A 13,504-nucleotide genomic window follows, 5' to 3' on the forward strand; every position below is an offset into this window, starting at 1 on the left:
AGGCGGTCGCCACCGCCCAGGCGAACAGGGTCGACGACCGCCTCATCGCCGAGCTGGGACGCACCCCGCTGGTCGCGCCGGCGCTCCACAACCGGCTCGACGACGTGATCCACGGCGACCACGAGGGGTGGTTCTCGGCGCGGCTGGGGCACAAGGACGTGCGCCTGGCACGCGACCTCGCCCGGAGCGGAGGGCTCGACCTCGCCGTCGCCGCCAGCGTCGAGGCCCTCTTCGACCAGGCCATCGCCGCCGGGCTCGGCGACCGGGACATCACCGCGGTGGTCGAGGCGGTGCGGGCCCGCCGGGTCACGGAGGTGCCGGCCCCCCGGCGGTGACCGGCGAGGGTTGATCCGCGGCGGTGGCCGCCGGCCTCGTCGAGATGGTCTCCACGCAGCCCCCGACCGGCGGGGGCGACAGGATCGGCGCGGTTCTGCGTTGTGGGTGCATGGAAGGGATCGGCGCCGCCGGGGAGGGGCGGCGCGCCATGTACCTGATCCACCAGACGCTGCGCTACGACTACCCCTCCCCGATCGCCGACCTCGAGCACCGGCTGGTGGTGATCCCCCCGGAGGTGCACGGCGACCAGCGGCGCATCCTCCACCGGCTCGACGTGCACGGCGGGCCCGCTGCCATGGTCACCCACGGCGAGGACGTCTTCGGCAACCCGGTCATCGAGATGAGGGTGCCCCGGGTGCGTCGCAGCCTCACCTTCGAGGCGTGGGTGCTGCTGCGCCGCTCGGCGGTGCCGGAGCCGCCCCGGCTGCCCGCGACCGCTCTCGACGACCCCCTGCTGCACCGGCCCACGGCGCTCACCGCCCCCGACGCGGGGCTGAGCGCGGCGGCTCGGGCCCACCTCGGGTCCGGCCACACCGGGCTGGGCCTGGCCGAGGAGCTCAACGGCTGGGTGCACCGGAGCATGCGCTACACCCGCGGCGTCACCGGCGTCTCCACCACCGCCGCCGAGGCCCTCGCGCTCGGCGGTGGGGTCTGCCAGGACTACGCCCACGTCATGCTCGCGATCTGCCGCCTCTGCGGCCTGCCGGCCCGCTACGTCTCCGGGCACCTGCTCGGCGAGGGCGCCACCCACGCGTGGGTCGAGGTGCTGCTGGCCGAGGGCGACGCGGCCGTGGCCCACGCGTTCGACCCCACCCACGGGGTGCGGGCGGGGCTGCGGCACCTCACCGTCGCGGTCGGCCGCGACTACGCCGACGTGGCCCCGACCTCGGGTACCTTCCGCACCGGGCCCTCCGGGGCGCTGACCTCCCGCCAGCGGGTGACGCTGATGGAGGGCGAGGAGGCGGTCGCCGGCTAGCGGCTAGCTGTGGGTGCCCTCCGGGGCGCCGCCCCGGGCGTCCTCGGGCATCAGCGCGAGCACGTCGCCGCGCAGCCTGCGCAGGTGCCGGGGGGCGACCTCGGGTGCCTCGGCGGCCCGCTCGCGGACCAGGCCGAGGGCGATCACCGCCACCGGGGCGATGTCGAGGTGGCCGGTGTCGATCGCCTCCTGGTAGGCGGCCGCGCTCTCCTCGTACCGGCCGTCCGCCTCCAGGGTCGCGGCGAGGTTGAACATCGCCTTGGGGGACTGGTCGGGGTGGTCGAGCGCGATCGACTCGCGGTAGGCGTCGACGGCCTCGTCGATGAGGCCCATCTCGGCGAGCAGGATGCCGAGGTTGGTGGCCGCGATCGGCGCCTGCTCGGAATGGCCGGTGGCGATCGCCAGCCGGTAGGCGTCGCAGGCGTCGTGCCGCCATCCCACCCGGGTGAGCAGCGCGGCGCGGTTCACCAGCGCCATCGGCTTCCACTCGGGGTGGCCGGAGTCGATGGCGACCTGGTAGGCGGTGGTGATGCTGCGCCAGTCGGGGACGGTGGTGTGCAGCCGCTCCAGCAGCACCCCGAGGTTGAAGCCGGCCCGTGGAGCGGCGTCGGGGTGACCGGAGTCGATCGCCCGCTGGTAGGCGGCGATGGCGTCGTCGTTGCGGCGCAGCTCCTCGAGGACGTTGCCCCGGCAGCCCTCCGCGAGCGGGACGGCGTCGGGATGGCCGGAGGCGGCGACGATGTCGAACAGCGCCAGCGCCTCCGCCATCCTCCCCTCCTCGCAGAGGTCGAAGCCGCGGTCGAGCACCGCCATCGGCTCCGTCCGCGGGTCGGCGGGAGTGGTCACGGAGCCCACGGTACTCGCCGGGACGGCGACCGTGCGCAGCCTGGCTGGTTGATCGGGGCGGCACCCCGGCGCGCGGGATGCCGCCCCGGACGCGGGTCCTAGTGGCTGAGGAAGTACTCGTCGGAGCCGAGCAGGCCGCCGATGACGTGCTCGTCGGTGGCGCCGTTCAGCAGCTGCTGGGTCCAGTACGCCAGCCCGACGCTGTCGGCGGGCCGGATGAGGATGGCGCCGTAGAGGGCGCTGACCAGGTGGGCGCGCCCCTCCGGGCTCTGGATGAACTGGATGGCGATGGTCGCGGCGTTGTAGTTGGCCAGCCAGTACGCCCTGCCGGTGGGGTCGGAGGGCCGTCCGAGGATGTCCTCGTAGAGCGCGTCGATGGTGGTCGCGGGGTCGGGACCGTGGTGCAGCGGGTACTCGGCGGAGCCGAGGAAGCCGGTGCGCACCTGCTCGAGGCTGTGACCGGCGGCCATGTAGCCGAGCCAGAACACGACCCCGCCGAGATCGGTGGGACGGGCGAGGTACTGCTGGTAGAAGCCGGGCACGGTGCTGGTGCCGCCGATCACGTCGGTGCGGTACTCGGGGCTCGAGGCCAGCGCCTCCGCCACCGTGGTGCGCGCGGTGCCGTGGTTCAGACGGTCGAGCCAGTACGCGAAGGCGGCCGGGTCGGCGTCGCGCCCCATCAGCGTGACGTAGGCGTTGTGCAGCCAGCTGGCGTTGGTCGAGCCGGCGGCGGGGGTCTGGGTGAGCGCGAGGACGGTCGAGAAGTTGTCGGCCGGGTCGGCGTTCTGATCGCTGACGATGATCGCCTGGGTGCCCGCGGTGGTCGAGGAGGTGATGGTGTCGGCGGCGGCGCCGCCGGAGTCGGTGTCGACGGTGGGATGCGCCAGCGCGGCGTCGCCGGGGTGGCCCTCGGTCTGGAAGGTGATGGTCTCGCCGGAGACCGGGGCGCCGCTGCCGTCGACCACGGTGACCATTGCCACCGCGGTGCTGGCGCCGTTGGCGGCGATGTGGCCGCTGACCAGCGCCCTGGTCGCGAACCTCACGCCGAGCAGCTTCTCCTTGGCGGTCCCGGTGACCGAGCCGATGCTCTCGGTCGCGGTCAGGGTGACCGAACCCGCCGTGGTCGACGAGGTGATGGTGGTGGCGGCGGAACCGCTCGAGTCGGTGATCGCCGTGGCCGCGTTGAAGGTGACGGCCCCGGCGGGGGTGCTGGTGAAGGTGACGGTGTCACCCGCCACCGGCTGGCCGCCGGCGTCGGTCACCACCACCACCGCAGAGGTGTGGCTGGTGCCGTTGGCACGCAGGGTGTGGCTGTGCGGGGTGAGGATCACGCTCGCGACCGTGGTGACCACCTGGCTCAGCGCGGTCGAGGCGCTGACGGCGTCGGTGGCGTCCCCGCCGTACCCGGCGGTGATGCTGTGGGTGGCGGCGCTCAGTCCGCTGGTGGTGTAGGTGGCGGTGGCGACCCCGCCCACCAGGGCCAGGGTGCCGGTGCCGAGGGTCGAGCCCCCGTCCTTGAAGGTCACGGTCCCGGTGGGCGTGCCCGTGCCGAAGGTGGCGGCGACCGTCGCGGTGAAGGTCACCGGCCCGTTGAGAAGGGTGCGGAGCGCGGAGGAGGTGATCGTGGTGGCGGTCGGATTGGTGACCGTGAGGGTGAAGCTCTGGACCGCGTCGGGGAGCACCCCGTTGGCCGCCGTGAGGGTGATCGGGTAGGAGCCGGCGCTGCCCGAGACCGGGGTTCCGGAGAACACGCCGCCGGTGACGCTGACCCCCGAGGGCAGGGTGCCGCTCTCGGTGATCGACGGCGCCGGGTAGCCGGTCGCGGTCACGGTGAAGGCGGCGGGGCTGCCGGTGGTGAGCGCCAGCGTGTTCGCGCTGGTGATCGCCGGCGCCTGGTCGACGGTGAGCGTGAAGGACTGGACCGCGTCGGCCTCCACCCCGCCGTCGCTGGCGGTGAAGGTCAGCGGGTACACCCCGCCGGTCCCCGCTGCGGGGGTGCCGTGGAGCGCCCCGCCGGAGAAGGTGACCCCGGAGGGCAGAGCGCCGCTCTCGCTCACCGCCGGAGCCGGGAACCCGGTCGCGGTCACGGGGAACGAGCCGCTGGCGGCGGTGGTGAAGGTGACGTTGCCGGCGCTGCTGAAGGCCAGCACCTGGTCGACGTGCAGGGTGAACGCCTGGGTGGCGTCGGGCTGGGTGCTGTTGTGGGCGGTGATGGTGAGCGGGTAGTCACCGGCCGTGCCCGGATCGGGCGTGCCCGAGAGGGTCGCTCCGCTGAAGGTGACCCCGGACGGCAGTGCCCCGCTCTCGCTCAGGCTCGGGGCGGGGAAGCCGCCCGCGGTGACGGTGAAGGTGCCCGGCGCGCCGACCAGGAAGCTGGTGGACGCGACCGAGGTGATCGCCGGGGCCTCGTCCACGGTGAGGGTGAAGTGCTGCACGGCGTCGCTGCCGATCCCGTTGTGGGCGGTGACGTCGACGCTGGTCGAGCCGCCGGGGGCCTGGGGAATCCCGGACAGCAGCCCGGTGGAGGCGTCGAAGGTGACCCCGGGCGGGAGGGTGCCGGTCATCTTCAGGGTCGGCGACGGCGTGCCCGACGCCGACACCGAGAAGCTCCCGTTCGCGCCTACGGTGAAGGTGGCGTGGTCAGCCGACGTGAATGCCGGCCCCTCGTCGACGGTGAGGGTGAAGGCCTGGGTGGCGTCGATGCCGATGCCGTTGGTGGCGGTGAGGGCGAGGTGCCAGGTGCCGCCCGTGCCCGCGTCCGGCGTGCCGGAGAGCACTCCGCCGCTGAGGCTCACCCCTCCCGGCAGCGCGCCGGTCGACGAGAAAGCGGGCGCCGGGAAGCCGCCGCCGGTGAGCGTGAACGAGCCGGGGCTGCCCACCGTGAAGGTGGCCTGGGCTGCGCTGCTGAACGACGGCGCCTCGTCCACCGTCAGGGTGAAGCTCTGGACGGCGTCGGTGCCGGCGCCGTTCGAGGCGGTGAGGGTGATGGCATGGGCGCCACCGGTGCCCGCGGCGGGTGTGCCGGTGAGTGCGCCGCCGGAGAGCGAGACCCCGGAGGGCACGTCCCCGCCGGCGACCAGGCTCGGCGCCGGGTAGCCGGTGACGGTGACCGGGAAGGAGCCCGGCGTGCCCACCGTGAAGGTGGCGGCGCCGGCCGACGTGATCGCCGGCGCCTGGTTCACGGTCAGGGTGAAGCCCTGGGTGGCGTCGCTGCCGATGCCGTTGGCGGCGGTGAGGGTGACCTGATAGACGCCGCCGCTGGCCGCCCCGGGGGTGCCGGTGAAGGAGTGGGTGCCGGTGTCGAAGGTGACCCCGGCGGGCAGCGCGCCGCTCTCCGAGAAGGCCGGCGCAGGGAAGCCGGTGGCGGTCGCCGGGAAGGTGCCCGGGGTGCCCGCCGTGAACGTGGCGGAGCCGGCGCTGGTGAACTGCGGCGGCAGCCCGACGGTGAGGATGAAGCTCTGGCTGGCGTCGGTCGCGACCCCGTTGGCCGCCGTGAAGGTGAGCGGGTAGGTGCCGTGGGTGCCGGCGGCGGGGGTGCCGGCGAGCACCCCGGTGGCGGCGGTGAAGCTGACCCCGGTGGGAAGGCTGCCGGTCATGCCAAGAACCGGCGAGGGGATGCCGGTGGCGGTCTCCGTGAACGAGCCGGCGACGCCCTCGGTGAGGGTGGTGGCGGCGGCGCTGGTGATCGCCGGCGCCTGGGTCAGCGGCTGCACCGTGAGCGTGAAGCCCTGGGTGTCGTTGCTGCCGTACCCGTTGGCGGCGGTGATGGTGATCGGATAGTCGCCCTGGGTCCCCGACGCGGGCGTGCCCGAGAGCACGCCACCGGCGGAGAGCGTGACCCCGGAGGGCAGGCTGCCGGTCTCGGTGTAGACGATCGTCGCCGACCCGGTGCCGGTCACCGTGAAGGTGCCGAACGTGGTGGCGGTGAAGGTGGCGGTGCTGGCGCTCGTGATGTGCGGCGCGGTCCCCACGCCGATGGCGGCGGTGACGGTCTGGTGGTCCACGGTGAGGGCGGTGCTGCCCGATCCGGCGACCGCCCCGGCGGTGAACACCGTGACCGCGACCCCGCTCGACGTGGGCTGGCTGGACGGCGACACCCCGCCGAGCGTCCCGGCGAAGCTCATGGTGGTGCCGTCGGGCACGTGGCCGGCGGCCGAGGTGTCGACCCCGTTCGAGTCGTGGGTGAGGCTGCCGGTGACCGTCGAGGTCTGGGCCGGCACGACCTTCGCGGGCACCGCGGCGGCGGTGAGCTGGAGCCACGGAGTGAAGCCGAGGGTGCCTCCGCCCGTCCCCGAGGTGCCGGTGCCGCCGCTGGCCACCGAGTCGCAGCCGGCGTTGCCGGGGCCGGCGTTGCAGCCCCACCAGTTGTCGGTGGCGGCGGCGGTCGCCGCGGTGCCGGTGTTGTTGTCGTACTCGACGCCGGTGGCCCCGCCGCCCGCCGCGGTGTTGCCCACGATCCGGTTGAAGGCGATGGTCGCCGCGCCCTGGGCCCAGACGGCCCCGCCGCCGGCCGGTGCGCCGCCGGTGGCGGTGACGCTGTTGCCGGTGAGCGTGTCGTTGCGGATGCTCACCGTCGAGCCCGCGACCGCGTGGACGTAGATGCCGCCGCCGCCGATCAGGTTGGAGGGGTCGGCGCTCCTCGCGGTGTTGCCGGTGATCGTCGAGCCGGTGATCGACAGGCTGCCGGATGCCGCGGTCGGGGTGGTGAAGCTGACCCCGCCGCCCGCGCTGGTGCCGGAGTCGTTGTTGCTGATCGTGCAGCCGCTGATCGTGAGGTTGCCACCCGCCCAGGAGATGCCACCGCCGGGTGAGGCGGTGCCGGTCGAGGTGACCGTGTTGCCGGTCACCGCGCAGCTGCTCAGGGTCAGGGAGTCGGCCGGGCTGGCGTTGCCGCCGATGATCCCGGCGCCGCCGAAGCCGTCGCCGGTGTCGTGGCCGCCGGTGATGGTCACGCCCGAGATCGCGACGGTGACGTTGCCCACCTGACCGGGGTCGAGGTTGAGGACCCGGTTGACGCCGTCGGTCTGCTGGATGGTCGTGGTGCCGGCGCCGGCGCCGTTGATGGTGACGTTGCTGCCCGAGGCGCCGACCTGGAGCTCGCCCCGGGTCAGCCCGAAGGTGCCACCCGGGACGGTGATGGTGGAGGCCGCGACGGTGTTGGTCGCCGCCAGGATGGCCTCGCGCAGGCTGATCCTGCCGTCCGGGCCCGGGCTGGCGATCAGCGCGGCGATGCTGGTGGTGGTTCCGTCGACCACGTCGTTGGTGGTGGTGACGGTGACGGCGTTGACGGGGATCGGGATCGCGGCGACCGGGGTCGCCCGCAGGCCGCCGGAGAGGGTGGCGAGGAGGACGGCCGCGCCGAGGGCGGTGGCCACGGTGCGGAGGAGACGGGTGCGGGGGGTGTGCCGCGCTGCGCCCGATCGCATCAGGGGCGCGCCGGGAAGACGCCCTGGAGGGCGATGATGAAGTTGAGCACCAGGTACGGGGGCATGTTGTTGTGCGGCTGGCCGCCACCGGCAGGTGCCAGCGCCTGCGCGTTCATGGACGGGCCCGATCCCGCGGTCGCCGAGTAGAGGGGAATCGGCGTCCTCCCGGTGTGGGCCTCAGCCGGGACCGCGTTGGACGGGCTGTTGGCGCCGCCGGCTGCACCCTTCGCGTTGAGCGCGTGGCTGTGCGCCGGCATCTGCGAGGAGAGCAGGGTCACGTGCTCCTCCCCCCCGGCCTGGCCGAGCGCGTGGTCCGAGAGCCCGGGCCCCTGACCAGGGTGCATCGGCGCCGAGCCCTGCAGGTTGGGAAGTCCGAAGGTGGTCCTGCCGTCGCCGCCGTAGGTGGTGCCCAGCAGCGAGAAGAGTGCGGTGTTCTGCGAGATCGGCATCAACTGCCCGTTGCACAACGCCCACCCGGTGGGTGCGAAGGTGAAGGGGACGATGCGGATCTCCGCAACGAACGGCTCAGACAACGCGGTCTCCTTGCTGCGGGCTCATTCGGGTCAGTTCCGCGACGGGAAGATGCCCTGGAGGGCGATGACGAAGTTCAGGACCAGGAACGGCGGCATGTTCTGGTGCGCCTGGCCGCCGCCGGTGGTGCCGACCGCGCCCGGGGCCATGGCAACATTGGGGGCGCCACTCGCATACGCGGCCTGGGTGCCGACCGCGGGCAGGTTGCCGCCGGGAAGCGGCCGGTCGGCGCTGTTGGAGCTGGCGCTCACCGTGTGGGTGTGCGCGGGCAGCTCGGAGGTGACGAGGGTGTGCGACTCCTCACCCGCGGTCTCGCCGAGGGCGTGCGCGGAGCTGACGTGAATGGGAACACGCGCCTGCAGGTTGGGCAGCGCGAAGGTGGTGATCCCGTTGCCGCCGTATGTGGTGCCGAGCAGCGAGAACAGTGCCTGGTTCTGGTTGATCGGCATGATCTGGCCGTTGCAGAGGGCCCAGCCCTTGGGGGGGTAGCCGAAGCTCACCATCTTGATCTCGGCCAGGAATGGCTCACCCATGTCCGGTCTCCTCGGGGGTTGCGCAGGTGGTCACCGTCAGTTCTGCGGCGGGAAGATGCCGAACAGCGAGATGATGAAACTGACGCACACGTACGGCATCAGGTTGTCGTGGGGCTGGGTGCCGCCGGTGGACTGGATCGCCTGGGTCGGCGCCTGCTGCATCGTCGCGTCGGGCGCCGAGGCGCTGTACTGTGCGACGGTTCCGCCCGCCCAGACGGCACCCGACGGATTGGTGGTCGAGGCCGCACCGGAGCCGGCCTGGAGCGCGTGGGTGTGCGCCGGGATCTGGGTGAGCGTGAGGGTGACGTTCTCCGCACCCGCGCTCTGACCGAGAACCCGACTGCTCGTCCCCGACCCCTGGCCGCTGTGCACGGGGATGCGGCCGCGCAGGTCGGGCAGCCCGAAGGTCGTCTGACCGTCGCCGCCGTAGGTGGTGCCGATCAGTGTGAAGAGGGCGTCGTTCTCGGCGATCGCGAGCAGCTGCCCCTCACAGAACGCCCATCCCTGGGGGGCGAAGGTGCCACCGAACAGCCTGATCTCACCGATGTAGGGATTGGACACGGGCTCACACCTCCATGAGGGTCGCCGGTGCCGCGCTCGGCGCGTCCGGTCGAGGTCTGGCACAATCCGTCGCCATGCTCGACGACTGCACGCGCGACACCTTCGAGCCCCACGTGGGCACATCCTTCCGGGTGACGCCGGCACCCTCGGCGCCGGTCGAGCTCGAGCTCGTCCGGGTGAGCGACGTGGGTGGGGGCGACGGCGGGCGCAGCTTCGCGCTGCTGTTCCGCGGACCCCTCGGGGCCGCGCTGGGGCAGGGCGTGGTCGAGCTCGAGCACGAGCAGCTCGGCGCCGTCGCGCTCTTCATCGTCCCGGTCGCGGCCGATGCCGCGGGGATGCAGTACGAGGCGGTGTTCAACCGGCTGCCTCTGCGGCCGTGACCGCCGTCCAGGCCATCTCCCGGTACACGCCGTCGCCGCCCATGGAGCGGAAGCCCAGCCGCAGGTAGAGGGCGACCGCCGGGCTGGTCCGGGCCACGTGCAGGCGCAGCCACCGCGCGCTGGTGGCCGCCTCCTCCTGGAGCCTCCGAACCAGCGTGGAGCCCACCCCGCCGCCCTGGTGCTCGGGCAGCAGCGCGATGTCGAGGAGGTGGATGGCGTCGCGCTCGCGGGCGACCCACAGCTGGCCCGCGTCCTCGCCGTCGACGGTGATCACGCTGTGCTGGGCGTCGGGGTGCGCGGCACGGTACTGCCGGTCCTGGGCGGTGAACTGCAGGCGCAGCAGCGCGTCGAGCTGTGCGGTGGGCAGCCCGGTCAGGCACAGCTCCGCCGCGCGGGTGCTCGCGAAGACCCGGTACAGGTGGTCGGCATCGGCGGCTCCGACCGGCCGGAGGATCACGGCCACAGTCGGTTGACCACCGCTTCGTAGCTGGTCGTCGACCCGGCGGCGCCGACCGCCACCAGGAACAGCGGGAAGCTGCCGAGGCGGGCGCTGTCGAGGGTGTAGGTGCCCTGCGGGAACCCGTGCTTCGGGGTCCCGGTGAAGAGCAGCGAGAACCCCTCCTTGCCCGGCGCCGGCGCCGGCGATCCCGGCGGCGTGACCAGGTCGGCGACGCTGGCCAGGCGCAGCGTGGCGGTCTGCATGGCCCCGACGTGGACGTGGAAGTCGGTGCCCACCGCCGCCGCGAACGCCTGCTGGGACAGCTCGTCGACCCCGGTCGCGGGAGGTGTCGCGCCGCCGCCGACGGCGCGCGCCGGCGCCGGGGAGATGGCGAGCGAGGTCGCACCCGTCAGCAGGGTCGCGGCCGCGCCCTTGAGGATGTCGCGTCGGCTGAAGTTCACGGGGGCTCCTCGCAGGCGTGCGACCGGCCAATCCAAACCGCCGCAGTCTGAGCGAGCGCCCCGCCCGGCAACGGCCGGGTCAGCGAAACCGTCCCGGTCCGTGACAGCGCCATCGCATCACGGAGTCATGCCTTGACAGCCGCGACCGGACCGTGACCGGCGGGGCCTCAGGCCACCTCGACCCAGACCCCGTCGACGCTCAGCCGGAGGCCGGCGTGGCGCAGCGCCGCCGCCGGGTGCAGCCCCACCGCGGCGCCGGTCTCCTCGATGAAGCGGGTGGCCTCGACCCGGTGGTCGGCGACCAGGTCGTCGAGGGGCATGTCCGCGACCCTGCGGCGGAACTCGGCGAGGGCCGCCCGCACCGCGGACACGAGCGCGGCCACGGCGTCGCGGGGGACGAGGACGGCGGTCCGCGGCCGCTCGTGGCTGACCACCTCGGCGTCGGCCCGGCCCCGGGTGGCGCGGAGCACGCCGAGACGGAGCCAGCGCACCGCGTGCTCGTACTCCACCGGCGCGAGGATGACGGTGCAGTCGCCCTGCCGGGGATGGTGCACCGCCTCCTCCAGTGGGGGGATGTCCTCGATCACGACCACCAGGGCGCGGCCGGGATCGGGGAGCGGGAGATCGGTCATGCGGGCATGCTAGCCGCGATCGGGTGCCTGCACACAGCCGGGGAGGCCCGCCGCGGGACCCTGCTGTGTTTGACGCGCTCGACACAGTCGATGCTCGTGCTGTCGAGAGGACGACCGTCGACGCGCCTGTCGAGGGTCCCCCGTTAAGCAGTCCTTCACCAGTTCTTGCGCAGTGCTTGCCCGCAGTCCGTCATTCTCAGTGCGGTCCGCAAGACCTGCACGGAGGCCACGTTTCGGCACTGGCGCCTGTGACACGCGCCGCAACGCGAACAGGAGAAACACCGTGTCTCGTCTCTTTCGCGCCCTCGGGGTGGCCGGCGCCATCGGGGCCGTCGCCATCCCGCTCGGTGCCATGGGTCCGGCGGCTGCCAGGCATCAGTCCGCCGCCCAGCACGTGCTGCTCCTCTCCGTCGACGGCATGCACCAGACCGACCTCGCCTTCTACATCAGGGCGCATCCCACGTCGAATCTCGCCAGGCTGGTGAGGCAGGGCGCCGAGTACACCCGCGCGGAGACCCCGGTGCCCTCGGACTCGTTCCCCGGCCTCACCGCGCAGGTGACCGGCGGAAATCCCTCGTCGACCGGAATCTGGTACGACGACAGCTGGAACAACGTCCTGCTGCCCGCGGGCACCACCGACTGCGCGCACGCCATGCCCGGGGTCGAGGTCACCTACTTCGAGCAGCTCGACAAGAACCCGCACGCGCTCGACGCGGGCCAGGGGCTGCCCGGACTGCCCGGCAGCATCCTCAACATGACCGGCAACCCGCGCACGGTGATCGACACCAGCCAGCTGCCGGTCGATCCGATCACCTGCCTGCCGGTGTTCCCCCACCAGTACCTGAGGGTGAACACCATCTTCGAGGTGGTGCACAACGCCGGGATGCGCACCGCGTGGTCCGACAAGCACGCCGCATACGATCTCATCAACGGTCCCTCGGGCACCGGCGTGCAGGACCTCTTCACCCCCGAGATCAACAGCGACGCCCCCACCCCCGGCTCGCCCGGCGACTGGACGTCCGACAACCTGCTCACCCAGCAGTACGACAGCTACAAGGTCCAGGCGGTGATCAACGAGATCAACGGCCTCGATCACAGCGGCACCACCGTGACGGGCACCCCAGCCCTGTTCGGCATGAACTTCCAGACGGTCTCGACCGCGCAGAAGCTGCCGATGTCGCAGGGGCAGCCCGGCGGCTACCTCGCCGACGGCGTCACCCCCGGCCCGGTGCTGATGCGCGCGCTCGACTACATCGACGCCAAGCTCGGAGCGATGACCTCCGCGCTGCAGAAGCAGCACCTCGACAGGAGCACCACCATCGTGCTCTCGGCCAAGCACGGCCAGTCACCACAGGAGCCCTCGGCGCTCACCCGCATCCCCGACGCCCCGATCCTGGCCGCTCTGAACCTGGCCTGGAAGCAGGCCGGGCACGCCAGCGACCTGGTGGTGATGAGCGTCAACGACGACGCCATGGTGCTCTGGTTCAGCGACCACTCCAACACCGCGGCGATGTTCGCGAAGAACTTCCTCCTCAACCACAGCGGCACCGGCAACGACATCAACGGGAACCCCAAGCCGTACACCGCCTCCGGGCTCGCGAACGCCTTCGCCGGCGAGGAGGCCGCCGCCTACTTCAACGTCAACCGCGGCGACTCCCGCCTGCCCGACCTCTACGGCATCGTCCAGCACGGCACCGTCTACACCGGCAAGAAGGCGAAGATCGCCGAGCACGGCGGCGCCGACCCGCAGGATCGCAACGTCCTCCTGATCGTCTCCGGCGGCCCGGTCAGGCACGCCGTGGTCACCACCGCGGTGGAGACCACCCAGATCGCCCCCACCATCCTCCAGCTGCTCGGCCTGCCGGCGAACGCCCTCCAGGCGGTCCAGATCGAGCGCACCCGCGCCCTTCCCACGCACTGACCTCCTGTCCACCCCTCCCCGCCCGGCACCGCGCCGGGCGGGGAGGGTCCGTCCCGGCCCCGGTCAGCCCGCGGAGCCGAGGTGGCGGTCGAAGAAGGCGACGATCCGCCGGCGCGCGTCCGCGGCGGACGGCTCGTGGGGGCCGCCGCCCATCAGCGTCCCGGCGACGCGGAAGAGCACGCCGTCGTGGTCGTTGAGAAACGAGTGGCCCGCGTCGGCGTACTCGACGACGTCGTGATCGACGCCGAGCCTGGTGAGCGCACCCTCGAGCCGAGCGGCCGCGCCGCGCAGCGTCCGGTCCCTCCGGCCGAAGCTCCCGACGATCGGGCAGGCCCCGGCGAGGATGCTCTCGGCGCTCCTCGGCACCATGCCGTAGTTCACGCTCGACGCCTGGAACCCGTGGCCCGGGGCCAGGAGGAGCGCGAAGCCCCCGCCCAGGCAGAAGCCGATGACCCCGATCCG

At 72.9% G+C, this 13,504-nt stretch carries 13 protein-coding genes; 4 read left to right on the plus strand and 9 right to left on the minus strand.

Going from position 1 to position 13,504, the window contains the following annotated elements; all coding sequences use genetic code 11:
- Together VGL20_19640 and VGL20_19645 are read left to right on the plus strand one after the other, a co-directional pair.
- Positions 1 to 335, plus strand: a 335-nt coding sequence (locus VGL20_19640; GenBank protein HEY2705900.1) for an NAD-binding protein, incomplete at its 5' end; no start/stop codon positions are given.
- A 110-nt stretch (positions 336 to 445) separates the two neighbouring features.
- Positions 446 to 1,312, plus strand: coding sequence for a transglutaminase family protein (locus tag VGL20_19645; GenBank protein ID HEY2705901.1), 867 nt, complete (start codon positions 446 to 448; stop codon positions 1,310 to 1,312).
- 3 nt (positions 1,313 to 1,315) lie between these two features.
- On the opposite strand, the gene VGL20_19650 is transcribed toward VGL20_19645, so the two are convergent.
- The 5 genes from VGL20_19650 to VGL20_19670 all read right to left on the minus strand — a co-directional run bounded on the left by VGL20_19650 (position 1,316) and on the right by VGL20_19670 (position 9,209).
- The gene (locus VGL20_19650) at positions 1,316 to 2,158 is read right to left on the minus strand and encodes a tetratricopeptide repeat protein (protein HEY2705902.1); all 843 of its coding nucleotides are present in this window, start codon (positions 2,156 to 2,158) and stop codon (positions 1,316 to 1,318) included.
- Between the two features lie 98 nt (positions 2,159 to 2,256).
- A complete protein-coding gene (locus VGL20_19655) occupies positions 2,257 to 7,584 on the minus strand; it encodes a putative Ig domain-containing protein (GenBank protein HEY2705903.1) in 5,328 nt (1,775 codons plus the stop codon).
- Positions 7,584 to 8,117, minus strand: a complete 534-nt coding sequence (locus VGL20_19660) for a tail fiber protein (GenBank protein HEY2705904.1) — start codon at positions 8,115 to 8,117, stop codon at positions 7,584 to 7,586. Before VGL20_19660 ends, VGL20_19655 begins: the two co-directional genes overlap by 1 nt.
- A 30-nt stretch (positions 8,118 to 8,147) precedes the next feature.
- Positions 8,148 to 8,648, minus strand: coding sequence for a tail fiber protein (locus VGL20_19665; GenBank protein HEY2705905.1), 501 nt, complete (start codon positions 8,646 to 8,648; stop codon positions 8,148 to 8,150).
- Between the two features lie 36 nt (positions 8,649 to 8,684).
- On the minus strand, positions 8,685 to 9,209 hold the full coding sequence (locus tag VGL20_19670; protein HEY2705906.1) for a tail fiber protein: 525 nt from the start codon (positions 9,207 to 9,209) through the stop codon (positions 8,685 to 8,687).
- A gap of 74 nt (positions 9,210 to 9,283) precedes the next feature.
- Between VGL20_19670 and VGL20_19675 the strand changes: the two genes are divergently transcribed.
- Positions 9,284 to 9,589: a hypothetical protein gene (locus VGL20_19675; GenBank protein ID HEY2705907.1), complete on the plus strand. Its 306-nt coding sequence runs from the start codon at positions 9,284 to 9,286 to the stop codon at positions 9,587 to 9,589.
- Here VGL20_19675 and VGL20_19680 read toward each other — a convergent pair.
- The 3 genes from VGL20_19680 to VGL20_19690 all read right to left on the minus strand — a co-directional run bounded on the left by VGL20_19680 (position 9,564) and on the right by VGL20_19690 (position 11,121).
- Positions 9,564 to 10,046, minus strand: coding sequence for a GNAT family N-acetyltransferase (locus VGL20_19680; GenBank protein HEY2705908.1), 483 nt, complete (start codon positions 10,044 to 10,046; stop codon positions 9,564 to 9,566). The two genes, VGL20_19675 and VGL20_19680, sit on opposite strands and share 26 nt — an antisense overlap.
- On the minus strand, positions 10,043 to 10,489 hold the full coding sequence (locus tag VGL20_19685) for a twin-arginine translocation signal domain-containing protein (GenBank protein HEY2705909.1): 447 nt from the start codon (positions 10,487 to 10,489) through the stop codon (positions 10,043 to 10,045). The genes VGL20_19680 and VGL20_19685 overlap by 4 nt, the downstream gene beginning before the upstream one ends.
- Before the next feature lie 167 nt (positions 10,490 to 10,656).
- Complete coding sequence (locus tag VGL20_19690) at positions 10,657 to 11,121, minus strand: hypothetical protein (protein HEY2705910.1); 465 nt, start codon at positions 11,119 to 11,121, stop codon at positions 10,657 to 10,659.
- Between the two features lie 352 nt (positions 11,122 to 11,473).
- Here VGL20_19690 and VGL20_19695 point away from each other — a divergent pair, with 352 nt between their 5' ends.
- Entirely contained in the window at positions 11,474 to 13,042 is a 1,569-nt protein-coding gene (locus VGL20_19695; protein ID HEY2705911.1) for an alkaline phosphatase family protein, read from the plus strand.
- A 63-nt stretch (positions 13,043 to 13,105) separates the two neighbouring features.
- Here VGL20_19695 and VGL20_19700 read toward each other — a convergent pair.
- Positions 13,106 to 13,504, minus strand: a 399-nt coding sequence (locus VGL20_19700; GenBank protein ID HEY2705912.1) for a dienelactone hydrolase family protein, incomplete at its 5' end; no start/stop codon positions are given.

The organism is Candidatus Dormiibacterota bacterium (assembly GCA_036495095.1).
Classification (GTDB): Bacteria; Chloroflexota; Dormibacteria; order Aeolococcales; family Aeolococcaceae; genus CF-96.

Bases quoted from the DNA above. Each gene is read 5' to 3' on its own strand.
- VGL20_19655 (HEY2705903.1), bottom strand. From the start codon at position 7,584: ATGCGATCGGGCGCAGCGCGGCACACCCCCCGCACCCGTCTCCTCCGC.
- VGL20_19645 (HEY2705901.1), top strand. From the start codon at position 446: ATGGAAGGGATCGGCGCCGCCGGGGAGGGGCGGCGCGCCATGTACCTG.
- VGL20_19695 (HEY2705911.1), top strand. From the start codon at position 11,474: ATGGGTCCGGCGGCTGCCAGGCATCAGTCCGCCGCCCAGCACGTGCTG.
- VGL20_19665 (HEY2705905.1), bottom strand. From the start codon at position 8,648: ATGGGTGAGCCATTCCTGGCCGAGATCAAGATGGTGAGCTTCGGCTAC.
- VGL20_19690 (HEY2705910.1), bottom strand. From the start codon at position 11,121: ATGACCGATCTCCCGCTCCCCGATCCCGGCCGCGCCCTGGTGGTCGTG.
- VGL20_19675 (HEY2705907.1), top strand. From the start codon at position 9,284: ATGCTCGACGACTGCACGCGCGACACCTTCGAGCCCCACGTGGGCACA.